Below are 11,392 nucleotides of genomic sequence, written 5' to 3' on the forward strand. Positions count from 1 at the left end.
TCGAGGAAAATGCGGGCAACATGCCCCAGTCGCGAGACTGTGATCGCTGAAGCGTATCGCGCCGAAACGGTAAAATGGCTGGACGGCCTATGCCGCGGCGAGTCCGGCTACTTCTGCTTCAGCCGGCGCGGAAAACGCAGCCATTTGTCGTCGACCGGCCTTGGCACCGGCCCTGGCTGTGCGAGAATGGTGGTGAGCTCGGGAGGCAGGCTCGGCACCAGCGGCTTCTTGGTGGCGACGCCGTCCGCGATCGCGACGATCGAGTGGTAGAACTCGGCGCCGGTGACCGATCGCGGCGCCACCGCTTCATGCATGACGCTGATCACCGTTACATCGGGGCAGTTGTCCTTGATCGCCTGGTGGAAGGCAACCTTGCCCTCCGGATCGAGTGCGCCGGTCGCCTCGTCCAGGAATAGTAGCCCGGGTTGATGGAGCACGATGCGGGCCACCACCAGCTTCTGTTTCTGACCGCCGGACAGGACCTGATCCCAGCTTTTGCCTTCGCGGCTTTCGTCGCCCATATTCTCGATGAAGTCGCCCAGACCCGCCTTGTGCAGCGCGGACGCGACCTGCGCGTCGCCATGGTCGTGCTCGGAGCCCGGCAGGCAGACCAGCTGCTTCAGGGTCACCTGCTGCAGCTTGACCTCCTGGGCTGCATAGAAACTCTTCACCCCTTCGGGGAAGACGATGGTGCCGCGGCCGTAGGGCCACAGGCCGTTGATGGCCTTGATTAGCGAGGTCTTGCCGCAGCCGGATTCGCCTTTCAGGAAGGTCCATTCGCCGCGCCGGAAGCGCAGGTTCGCCGCTACGAGGAAAGGCGTTGCGTCCTCACCCTGATGCGCCAGTTCGAGCTTCTGGATGGTCAAGCCAAAAACCGGGTTCTGGCTGGCGTAGCGGAAGTCGGAACGGCCGCTCTGGCTGTAGAATTCCTGGGGGTGCTGAACGTTCTCGATCGCATTGGCCAACTCGGTGACACGCTGGCTGTTGGCGCGCAGGGTGGCGATGGCGGGCATGACATGGATGAACCACGAACATTGGCCGATCAGCGAATTGACCAGTTCGGAGCCGGTTATGTAGCCCTTCAGGTCGAAGCCGTTGTGGATGAACGGCACAAGGCCCGGTCCATAGGCGACAATGCGGGCGCCGATGAAATTGTAGATCAGCTCGAACGACATGTAGACGGTGTTGACGATGTTGAGCCGCGTCCATGTGCCGTCAATATCGCCATAGAGGCGGCCATGCATGGTCCTCTGAACGCTTTCGCCCCGCGAGGCCGCGACATGGAAGCTGCGGCGCAGGAATGTCGTCAGCTCGCCACGGTAACTGCCTTCGGCCTGCTGCATCCTGACATTGAGACGCTCGAGCATGCCACCGAGCTTTACCGCGATCCAAGTGTTGAGCGGCACATAGATGGCGACGGCAAGGAGGGCGAGGATGGCGCTGCCATAGCTGCCGAGGAATTCGAGCCCCTTTACCTCGACGGAGGTCTCGAGCAGCTTCTGGCCGACGAAATAGAGCGAGGTGGCGACACCCAGCACACCCATGGCCAGCCCGATGGCGCCGCCCGTCATGTCCTTGATCGATTCCTGGACGCGCTGATCGATGTTGTCGGGGGCCGGCGCGCCATTGCCGGTCGAGGCATGCTGGGCGTGGAAATGGGTGTGGTTGCCGTCCAGCAGCGCCTCGTTGAAACGGCTGTCGAGCCAACCGCGCCATTTGCGGTGCAAGGTTGCTGAGACGAGATTGCGGATGCCCGTGAAGCCGGCGTCCTTGAGCACGACCAGCAGCACCAAAATACCGGCATTGGCCAAAAGCGTCTGGAGAGGGGTGGTGTTGGCGGCGTCGTGGAAGAAGGCGATCGAGTTGACCAGTTCTCCGGACGCTTCTGCGAACCAGACGCCGGCCTTGCTGGACAGAGCGGTGAGCAGCGCGATCACCAGCGTCAGCGTCCAGGCCTCCTTCCACCGGTCCGAGACCCAGTAGGCCCGCATCAGGCCCCAGAAGCTGCGCATCGAGGAAACCGGGGTCAGAAGCGACCGCCTTGCGGCATCGCTGTGTAGTCCATCTGTTCCTGACAGTTGCGGTGGTCTGTCGACCCGAATCACAATCCCGCCCAAACCTTTTTAGTATTGTTACGGATGGTAACACCAATTGATCATTTTCCATTAATTTTTATAGGGGGGCAGCGGGATTGAAGTGGATGCCGTGGCTGCGGGGCAACAGGTCCGGCCTTCCGAGCGTCGCGCTAAAGCCGACGAACAACGGATTTACCCTAACGATGTCAGCTAGTTACGCGGCATCAGGGCGCGACGTCTCTACCTTCCCCTAGGGAAAGCGTTCGCACGATTTTGTGACCCGCTTGGCCTGCCCGGCAACCCGGCTTTTCATTGCAGGCTAATCAAATTCCGGAAAACACGTCGCCCTGGACGCCTGATTCCTCGCCGGCATGTCCACGCCGGAGGTCCGGAAATGACCTGAGACGCTGGGCAAACCATCGATCGACCGGACCGGCGGCGTCAGGGCAGGCCGCGACGCCGGCAAAGCCAACGATCGCGGAACCCACCGGGGCCAGGCGTTGCCTCACGCCCGGGGAGGGCTGCTTGAAAATCCTGCGTTGAAGGTCGGGTTCAGTCGACTTTTTCCAGTTCGCCACGCGCCTTGGCGGCGGCTACCTGGCGGATGGCGTCGGCGAGCGTGTCGACGTCCTGCGCGCCCATCACCGCATATTTGCCCTCCAGCAGGAAACATGGCACGCCTGATATGCCCATGCGCGACGCGGTGGCGATCTCGGTGCGAACCGCCTCGACATCGGCATCGGTCGGCAACAGCGTCTCGACAACGGATGCGTCCATTCCGGTCTCGCGCGCCGCCTCGACCAGCACGGCGTGATCGCCGATGTTGGCGCCCTCCTCGAAATTCAGCTGGAACAGGCGGCGCACCAGCCGGTTCTGCACGTCCTCGCCGGCCGCACCGGCCCAGCGGATGACGCGATGGGCATCAAGCGTGTTGGGCGCGACCTCGATGGCGCCGAAAGCGAAGGAAATGCCTTCGGCTTCGCCGAGCGGCTCGATACGGGCGTGGATCTGGCGAATGTGTTCGTCGCTGCCGAATTTGGCCAGCATATACTCGCGGCGATCCTTGCCTTCCGGCGGAATGGTCGGGTCAAGCTGGAACGGCCGCCAGCGTATATGCACATCCACCTCGCCGGCGGCGGCGACCGCCTTGTCCAGCCGCTTCTGGCCGATGAAGCACCATGGGCACACGACATCGGACACCACGTCTATGGTGATCGCATTCGCTTGGCTCATCTCGATCTCCTGAACGTCTTGGGTGCCGTGCACTTCCCCGAGAACCGGCTTTCACTCCTCGGGCCCATGCTCAGTTGGGCTTGCGCCACCAGGTCGGCAACTGGTAACCGAATATGGGGGTCTTTCGCGGATGGTCCAGATAATTCCAGTAAGCGATCCATTGCTGCGTGTTGTGCTGCATCGGCACCATGTAGTTGCCGGAGATCAGCAACCGGTCGAGAACGCGCACGGCGGCGACGTAATCCTCCTTGGTGCGGGCGCGCAACATGGCCTCGATCGCAGCGTCCACCGCGGGATCGGCGACGCCGGCGAGGTTGAACGAACCTTCAGCCTTGGCGGCGGAGGATGACCAACGCCCGATCTGCTCGATGCCGGGCGAGAGCGAATTGTTGAAGCCGCTCGAGCCGATCAGCACCTCGAAATCGAAACGCTGCTTGCGCGACTGTATCTGGTCGCCGTCGAGGCTGCGGATGGAGACATCGATGCCGATCTTTTCCAGCGTGCGCTGGTAGATGCCGGCGAGACGCTCCTCGTCCTGCGAGGCGGTCAGGATCTCGAAGCCGAAGGGCTTGCCCTCGGGGTCGAGCATCGTGCCGCCCTGCAGGTGGTAGCCGATGCTTTTCAGGAGATCGAAAGCCGCTTTCAGCACCTTTCGGTCCTGGCCCGAGCCATCGGTCACCGGCGGCCGCCAGGTTCCGTCCATGACGTCGGCCGGCACGCGGCCGGGGTAGGGCGCCAGCAACGCTTTTTCCCTGTCGTCGGCCGGATGGCCGAGCGCCGAAAGCTCGGAATTCTGCCAGTAGCTCATCGTTCGCGCGTATTTGCCGCCAAACAGGTTCTTGTTGGCCCATTCGAAGTCGTAGAGCATGCCGAGCGCCTGACGCACCACGGGGTTCGAGAATTTCGGCAGCCTCGTGTTGAACAGGAAACCGGTCACGACGGGTGGAATACCGGTGTCGAAAGTTTCGGCAACCACCTCTCCCCTATGGAAAGCGGGAAAATCCAGATCGCGTTCGCGCTTCACCGGATCGCTGTCGTCGTCGATGGCGCAAAGGCCTTTCTTGAACGCCTCGAGCTTGGCATTGGCGTTGAGGAAATATTCGATAGTGATCTGGTCGTAATTGTCGAAGCCGCGCTTGGCCGGAATATCCTTGCCCCAATAGTCCGGGTTGCGCTTGAAAACGATGCGCTGGCCGGGCGTCACCTGTGCGATCCTGTAGGGGCCGCTGCCGATCAACGGCTTCAGCGTCGTCCTGTCGAAAGTCTCGATGTCGAAGGCGTGCTTGGGGATGATCGGCGTCAGCGCGATGATCAGCGGAAATTCGCGATCGGCCTTGTCGTTGAAGGTGAACCGCACGCTGTGGTCGCCGGTCTTCTCAAGCTTGGCAATCCTGGCCATGCGGTCGCTGTAGGGCGGACGGCCTTTCTGCGTATAGGCATCGTAGGTGAACAGCACGTCCTCCGGCGTCACCGGCTGGCCGTCCGACCATTTGGCATTCGGGTTGAGATGGAATTCGATGCTCTTGCGCTCGGAATCCATGTCAGCCGACTCGGCAAGCAAGCCATAGAGCGTGAAGGCCTCGTCGGCATTGCGCTGCATCAGCGGCTCGAAGACCAGATTGCCGAAGATCGTGTCCATCATGCCGCGCGCCGTGGTGCGCAGGCTCTTCAGGATGAAGGGGTTGAGATTGTCGAAACTGCCGACGACGCAATAGGTAATGCTGCCGCCCTTCGGCGCGTCGGGATTGACGTAGTCGAAATGCGCATAGTCGGGCGGCAGGGCCGGCTCACCCTGCATGGCAATTGCATATCTGGGTTCCGACGCCGCCGGCAGGGGCGAAAGGGCGAAAAATGATGTCGCGGTGATCAGCCAAACGAGAACGCGGCCCATGACCGTCTCCTTACCGGGTCGGCTTGATGATTCGGTGCGCACACTAGCATGGGGCACCGCCAATGTTCGTTGCCAAGAATCGCAGATTGCGGGCTGGATTCGGCACCGCTTGCAGTGTAACACGCCGTCCGAAGTCATTCTGTTGCCTCATTTCGGCAACAGGTAGCTGGACCACACGGCGCGAAGAAGCGGGTCCCCGGGATCATTTGAGAGGAAGTGCACGACATGACGAGCCTGAACAGCAATGCGTACCGCCTGTCGGTCATGGCCGCTGGCGTGATCGGCTTTCTGGGCGCGGCAATTCCCGTTGCTTCCGCACAGCAGCAACAACAGATCCCGCAGGGCTGGTTCAAGGCTTGCACAAAGCAGGAAGACGTCGACATCTGCAACGTGCAGAACATCACCACCGCCGGCAACGGCCAGTTGGTCACCGGCGTGAGCCTGATCGAGCTGAAAGGCAAGGTGAACCGCAAGGTCTTCCAGGTGACGGTTCCGACCGGTCGTCTGGTTGGTGCCGGCATTGGCCTCCAGATCGATACCGGCAAAACGCAGAAGCTTGAATATGTGGTCTGCTTCCCCGACCGCTGCGTGGCGGAAGTGCCGCTGACCGACCAGCTCGTCGCCTCCTTCAAGAAGGGCCAGGCGCTCACCTTGACCTCGATCAATTTCCAGAACCAGCCCAATCCGATCAAGGTCGCGCTGCAGGGCTTCAGCGGCGCCTATGACGGCCCGCCGCTGCAGCAGTCGGACATCGAGGACCGGCAGAAGAAGCTCCAGGATTTCGTCGCCAAGAACAACCAGGACTTCGCCAAGAAGCTCAAGGAAGAGCAGGACAAGGCGAAGACCGCGAACTGATCGGTTCGGGCATTCTCAAAGCCACAAAAAAGCGGGGTCATGCCCCGCTTTTTTGCTTCTGCACCTGACTCACTGATCAGTGCCTGAGGTGATCAATGCCTGGACTGCCGTTTCGGTTCGTAGCGTCCGTCCGGCTTTTTGTCGAACATTTCCTTGATCTGCGGGTGGCGGACCGGTTCTCCCGATTGGTCCTCGAGCAGATTCTGCTCGGACACATAGGCGATGTACTCGGTTTCCGAATTCTCGGCGAGCAGATGGTAGAACGGCTGGTCCTTGCGCGGGCGCACGTCGACGGGGATCGCCTCGTACCATTCCTCCGTATTGGCGAATTGCGGATCGACATCGAAAATGATGCCCCGGAACGGAAACAGCCGATGGCGAACCACCTGTCCGATCGCGAATTTGGCTGTTCTCATCGTACTCACCACTGAATTCCTTAGCTTTATTTGGCGCAGACTCCGAATCAATTCAATCCCGAAGCTTTGAGCGTCCTCAAGCTGCGTGTGATACGGAGCAAAGATTGTGGGCGAGTTGCCGGCCATCGATGCCTGCCGGCAGCAAATGTGTTCGCAAGCTCACTGCTGGCGCGCTTGCTTTCCCAAGCCACCGCCAAGCGCCGCAAACCCGCTGCCGGGACGGAGCCCTTCGCGCATGAAGAAAGCGCGAAGCGGTGCAAAACCACCAAGCACGCCGAGCCCGGCACCGCGCGCCATCTGCGCCGGCAGCAGGTCGGAAAGCAGCGACATGTTCAGTAGATTGACCGCGCTGCTGCGCGCCAGAATATCGGGCCGGCGCTTGAAGTCATAGATGGCGAGGGCTTTCGCGGCCCCTGGGTCTTCATAATTTTCATTCGCGATTCCAATAAGATCGTCGATATCCCTGATGCCAAGATTGAGCCCTTGCGCGCCGATCGGCGGAAATACGTGGGCGGCTTCGCCGACAAGCGCCACCCGGTCGCGCGCAAAACGCAGCGGCGTCGCCGTTGCAAGCGGATAGACCTGCCGGCCTGGCTCGACCGTCACCCGGCCCAGCATGGACTGCATCCGCTGTTCGACCCGCAGCGACAACGTCGCATCGTCCAGCGCGGCAAGTTCCGTGGCGGTTTCCGGCTTGACCACCCAGACCAGGCTCGAGCGGTTGCCGGGCAGCGGAACCTGCGTGAACGGACCGGTTTCGGTATGGAACTCGGTCGAGGTGAAGGCATGATCGCGGCTGTGGGAGAAGTTGAGCACCAGCGCTGCCTGAGGATAAGTCCGCGCGGCGGTCGAGATTCCCGCCGCCTGGCGCGCCGGCGACAGGCGTCCGTCGGCGGCAACCGCCAGGGATGCTTCGATCACGCTGCCGTCGGCAAGGGCCGCGCGAGCCTTATCGGCGCCGAGATGCCAGGCATCGACCATGGATGTCAGCCACGCGATCCCGGAATGCGCGGCAACCCTGCCGGCGAGCGCGGGAATGAGGACGCTATTGGGCAGGTTGAGCCCGAACTGATCCTCGTCGATCTCGCTGGCGCGGAAGGTGACGACCGGACTGCGGATCAATCGGTTGGTCGCGTCGACGATGCGCATCACCTTGAGGGGCGCGGCCTGCGGCTTGATGTCGGCGAGGACGCCCAGCCGCTCAAGCACCTTCAAGGCAGGGTTCATCAGTGCCGTCGTGCGGCCATCGGGAGCGGATGCCTCCGGCCCGACGAGCGTCACCGGAAAGCCGGCATCGGCGAAACCGAGCGCGGCGATCAGCCCTGCCGGCCCCGTGCCGGCGATGAGTATCCGTGTTGTTTTCTGATGCTCCAAGATCGGCTTCCGGCTTGCGATGCGGGGCAGCGCACGCGCCCCGCCACTCGATGAGCATATAGGTCAGGTCATACGGCTTGATCAACGGGGCGATTCGGCCCATTCGAAGGTCATGACCGGCCGCCAGGACGACTTCAGCCATCTCGACAGCGCAGGCCGTGCGACGGCCGATATCGCACGCAACCCGCGTTTGACGGTGAACCTCGTTGTCGGCGCCGGCATCCTGCTTGCCTGGCTGTCCCTGGCCGCAATGGCGGTCCGCGCCGCGGAGGGACGCGCCGCGGGTATCGGCGCGCCCGGCGACGCCTTGTTGAAAACCCTGCCGCAGCTGCCGTTGCCCGATTCCGTGGCCCGGTTCTTCGCCCTCTGCCTCTCGGCCGCGCCCCTGGACGGAGATATCGGCCCGCGCGCCGGTGCGCTGACGGCAATGTGGTTCCTGATGGCGACCGCGACGATGCTGCCCTCGGCGGCACCGATGATCCGAACCTATTGCGAGATCGCCGATACGGCCAGGATCAGGCATGAGCCGGTCGTCCATCCGCTGGTGCTGGTCGCCGGCTATCTCTCGACATGGCTGGCCGCGTCGGCTGGGTTTGCGGCGCTGACGCTCGCCATCGATGCGTTCGCCTCGTCAGGCCAGATGTTCGATCCGGTTCTGGGCATTGCCGGCGCTGTCGCCTTGCTGGTCGCCGGCCTCTACCAGTTCAGTGGCCTGAAGGAGGCCTGCCTGAAGAAATGCAGGAACCCCTTCGCGATCCTGTTTGCCAACTGGAGCGCGCGGCCTGCAGCCATTTTCCGGCTCGGCGTCGCGCAAGGCATCTGGTGCCTTGGCTGTTGCTGGGCACTGATGCTGGTGATGTTCGCCGTGGGCGTGATGAACGTCTTCTGGATGGCGCTGATCGGCCTGTTCACCCTGATCGAAAAACAAGCCGCGGGCAGGCTTCCAACCCGGCTGGCCGGTGCGATACTGCTTGTCTGGGCAGCCGCGCTGCTAGTAGTCTCGCTATGAGTGGGGGAAACTCGATGACGGATCCGAGCTGGGCAATGAAGGGGGAGCTCGTACTCTCCTGCAATTGCACGGTTTTTTGCCCTTGCGTGCTGTCGCTGGGCAGCCATCCTCCGACCGAAGGCTATTGCCAGACCTGGGCGGGTTTCCGTATCGATGCCGGTCATTTCGGAGAGGTCGACCTGTCAGGGCTTAATCTCGGGCTGATCATGGAAATCCCCGGCTATATGAGCCGCGGCAACTGGACCGCCGGCCTGTTCATCGACGTCAGAGCCTCGATCTATGCGGTCAAGGCGTTGACGAAGATTTTCACCGGCAAGGCGGGCGGGACGACGTCGCTGCTTTCGATCCTCGTCGGCAAATTCCTCGGTGTCGAACAAGTGCCGATTACCTATGAGACACGCGACAAGACGCGTATCTTCCAGATACCGAAGATCATCGATGGGGCGGTCACGCCAATTGCCGGCAAGGACCGCGACAAGGACACGGTGATCAGCAATTCCGAATATTGGATCGCGCCGGAGATCATCGTGGCCAAGTCCGACAAGAGCAAGATGCGAGCCTTTGGTCGCAACTGGAATTTCGGCGGCCGTTCAGCCGAAATCTGCAAGCTGGACTGGCAGGGCCCGTGAGCAAGAACACAACGGCCAGGAAAGCCGCCAAGAAAATCGCCGACCGGATTCCGCGGCCGAAGAAGAAAGTCACCTGGCCGCAGGCGCGCGCCTTTTCGGTGCATCTCCTGACCGCCTCGGGTTCGTTCCTGGCCTTCCTGTCGCTGGTGGCGGCGAGCGAGGAGCGCTGGACGGCCATGTTCTGGTGGCTGGGGCTGGCGCTGTTCGTCGACGGCATAGACGGGCCGATCGCGCGCAAGCTCGAGGTCAAGGAAATCCTGCCAACATGGTCGGGAGAGCTCCTCGACAACATCATCGACTATGTCACCTATGTGCTGATCCCGGCCTTCGCGCTCTATCAGCGCGGCTTCATGGGCGAGGGCCTGTCGTTCCTGTCGGCGGCCATCATCGTGGTGTCCAGCGCGATCTACTATGCAGACACCGGCATGAAGACGAAGGAGAATTTCTTCAAGGGATTCCCCGTTGTCTGGAACATGGTGGTGTTCACGCTCTTCGTCATCGAGCCGGGACAATGGGTCTCGTTCGCGGTGGTCGTGGTGGCGGGCATCCTGACATTCGTTCCGATCAACTTCATCCATCCGGTTAGGGTGGTGCGGCTGCGGCGCATCAATCTCGCAATGACTCTTTTGTGGTGCGCTTTCGGCGCGCTTGCGCTTGCGCAAGCGGCACTCGCCGCCTTCTATGACCAGATCGGCGTGCTGGGCGCGCAGGTCAGCACCTTCATAAAGATTGGCATTACCGTTACCGGGCTCTATCTCGCCTGTATCGGCGGCATCATGCAGTTCTTTCCAAATCTCGGTGCCAAAAAAGCCTGATCGGCAAATTTCTCAAGGAAGCCCACCATGCCCAAAGCAGTCCGCATCCACGCCCATGGCGGTCCGGAAGTCCTGACCTATGAGGACACCGATCCCGGCCAACCGGGATCAGGGCAGATCCTGGTCAGGCACACGGCAATCGGCCTCAATTTCATCGACGTCTATCATCGCTCCGGTCTCTATCCGCCGCCCGGCGGGTTTCCGCTTATTCCCGGCAGCGAGGCCGCCGGTTTGGTCCTGACTGTGGGCGAGGGCGTTGACTGGCTGAAGCCCGGCGACCGGATCGCCTATGCCGTCACCACAGGCGCCTATGCGCAGGAGCGCGTCATCGATGCCAGCAAGGTCGTCAAGGTGCCGGACGGCATCAGCGACGAGCAGGCGGCAGCAATGATGCTGAAAGGCATGACCGCCGAATATCTCTTGCGCCGGACCTTCAAGGTCAAGGCAGGCGACACCATCCTGTTCCATGCGGCAGCCGGCGGCGTGGGGCTCATTCTCGGCCAATGGGCGAAGCATCTGGGCGCGACCGTTATCGGCACGGCAAGTTCGAACGACAAGATCGAACTCGCCAAGGCACACGGCTTCGACCATGTCATCAACTACAAGGAGCAGGATTTCGTCGCCGGCGTCGCGGCCATAACCGGCGGCAAAAAATGCGACGTCGTCTACGACTCCGTCGGCAACGACACATTCCCGGCCTCGCTCGACTGCCTGAAGCCGCTCGGCATGTTCGTCAGCTTCGGCCAATCGTCGGGACCGATCCCGCCATTCTCGATGTCGCTGCTGGCGCAGAAAGGCTCCTTGTTCGCCACAAGACCGACGTTGTTCGTCTACAATGCAAAACGTGAGGATCTGGACGCCTCGGCGGCGGCTTTATTCGAGGTCGTGCTCAGCGGCGCCGTCGAGATCAAGATCAACCAGCGTTATGCGCTGAAGGACGCGGGCAAGGCGCACGCGGATCTCGAAGGCCGCCGCACCACGGGCACGACCATACTGGTTCCCTGACGGGAACTGCCCTGGTTTTCAGCTCTCTGCCGCAGGTCTGGGCAAGGTTTGCACGAAAAGCCGGCCCGCCGCGTGGTTGCGCGAAGAAGA

At 62.0% G+C, this 11,392-nt stretch carries 10 protein-coding genes; 5 read left to right on the forward strand and 5 right to left on the reverse strand.

Features of this window, described 5'->3' with window-relative positions:
- Positions 1-107: 107 nt before the first annotated feature.
- The 3 genes from FJ946_RS22900 to FJ946_RS22910 all read right to left on the reverse strand — a co-directional run bounded on the left by FJ946_RS22900 (position 108) and on the right by FJ946_RS22910 (position 5,199).
- Entirely contained in the window at positions 108-2,012 is a 1,905-nt protein-coding gene (locus FJ946_RS22900) for an ABC transporter ATP-binding protein/permease (protein WP_181165342.1), read from the reverse strand.
- Positions 2,013-2,627: 615 nt separating this feature from the next.
- The gene (locus FJ946_RS22905) at positions 2,628-3,308 is read right to left on the reverse strand and encodes a DsbA family protein (RefSeq protein ID WP_140564548.1); all 681 of its coding nucleotides are present in this window, start codon (positions 3,306-3,308) and stop codon (positions 2,628-2,630) included.
- Between the two features lie 70 nt (positions 3,309-3,378).
- On the reverse strand, positions 3,379-5,199 hold the full coding sequence (locus FJ946_RS22910; RefSeq protein WP_140498609.1) for an extracellular solute-binding protein: 1,821 nt from the start codon (positions 5,197-5,199) through the stop codon (positions 3,379-3,381).
- Between the two features lie 225 nt (positions 5,200-5,424).
- On the opposite strand from FJ946_RS22910, the gene FJ946_RS22915 reads away from it, so the two are divergent.
- Positions 5,425-6,054, forward strand: a complete 630-nt coding sequence (locus FJ946_RS22915) for an invasion associated locus B family protein (RefSeq protein WP_140498608.1) — start codon at positions 5,425-5,427, stop codon at positions 6,052-6,054.
- 92 nt (positions 6,055-6,146) lie between these two features.
- Here the strand turns inward: FJ946_RS22915 and hspQ are convergent, their stop codons facing one another.
- On the reverse strand, positions 6,147-6,470 hold the full coding sequence (gene hspQ, locus FJ946_RS22920; RefSeq protein WP_181165343.1) for a heat shock protein HspQ: 324 nt from the start codon (positions 6,468-6,470) through the stop codon (positions 6,147-6,149).
- A 159-nt stretch (positions 6,471-6,629) separates the two neighbouring features.
- On the reverse strand, positions 6,630-7,844 hold the full coding sequence (locus tag FJ946_RS22925) for a UbiH/UbiF family hydroxylase (RefSeq protein WP_140564549.1): 1,215 nt from the start codon (positions 7,842-7,844) through the stop codon (positions 6,630-6,632).
- Between the two features lie 112 nt (positions 7,845-7,956).
- Here FJ946_RS22925 and FJ946_RS22930 point away from each other — a divergent pair, with 112 nt between their 5' ends.
- From FJ946_RS22930 to FJ946_RS22945, 4 genes are read left to right on the forward strand one after another with little or no spacing between them, the layout of a single operon-like run.
- The gene (locus FJ946_RS22930) at positions 7,957-8,853 is read left to right on the forward strand and encodes a DUF2182 domain-containing protein (RefSeq protein ID WP_181167575.1); all 897 of its coding nucleotides are present in this window, start codon (positions 7,957-7,959) and stop codon (positions 8,851-8,853) included.
- 14 nt (positions 8,854-8,867) lie between these two features.
- Positions 8,868-9,482, forward strand: a complete 615-nt coding sequence (locus FJ946_RS22935) for a DUF1326 domain-containing protein (RefSeq protein WP_140515399.1) — start codon at positions 8,868-8,870, stop codon at positions 9,480-9,482.
- On the forward strand, positions 9,479-10,297 hold the full coding sequence (gene pcsA, locus FJ946_RS22940; protein WP_140498605.1) for a phosphatidylcholine synthase: 819 nt from the start codon (positions 9,479-9,481) through the stop codon (positions 10,295-10,297). The genes FJ946_RS22935 and pcsA overlap by 4 nt, the downstream gene beginning before the upstream one ends.
- A 27-nt stretch (positions 10,298-10,324) precedes the next feature.
- Positions 10,325-11,302: a quinone oxidoreductase gene (locus FJ946_RS22945; protein ID WP_140498604.1), complete on the forward strand. Its 978-nt coding sequence runs from the start codon at positions 10,325-10,327 to the stop codon at positions 11,300-11,302.
- Positions 11,303-11,392 lie beyond the last annotated feature (90 nt).

Source organism: Mesorhizobium sp. B2-4-7 (genome assembly GCF_006442685.1).
In the GTDB taxonomy this organism is placed as follows: domain Bacteria; phylum Pseudomonadota; class Alphaproteobacteria; order Rhizobiales; family Rhizobiaceae; genus Mesorhizobium.

Bases quoted from the DNA above. Each gene is read 5' to 3' on its own strand.
- FJ946_RS22935 (WP_140515399.1), top strand. From the start codon at position 8,868: ATGACGGATCCGAGCTGGGCAATGAAGGGGGAGCTCGTACTCTCCTGC.
- FJ946_RS22945 (WP_140498604.1), top strand. From the start codon at position 10,325: ATGCCCAAAGCAGTCCGCATCCACGCCCATGGCGGTCCGGAAGTCCTG.
- hspQ (WP_181165343.1), bottom strand. From the start codon at position 6,470: ATGAGAACAGCCAAATTCGCGATCGGACAGGTGGTTCGCCATCGGCTG.
- FJ946_RS22905 (WP_140564548.1), bottom strand. From the start codon at position 3,308: ATGAGCCAAGCGAATGCGATCACCATAGACGTGGTGTCCGATGTCGTG.
- FJ946_RS22915 (WP_140498608.1), top strand. From the start codon at position 5,425: ATGACGAGCCTGAACAGCAATGCGTACCGCCTGTCGGTCATGGCCGCT.
- FJ946_RS22930 (WP_181167575.1), top strand. From the start codon at position 7,957: ATGACCGGCCGCCAGGACGACTTCAGCCATCTCGACAGCGCAGGCCGT.
- FJ946_RS22900 (WP_181165342.1), bottom strand. From the start codon at position 2,012: ATGCGCAGCTTCTGGGGCCTGATGCGGGCCTACTGGGTCTCGGACCGG.
- FJ946_RS22910 (WP_140498609.1), bottom strand. From the start codon at position 5,199: ATGGGCCGCGTTCTCGTTTGGCTGATCACCGCGACATCATTTTTCGCC.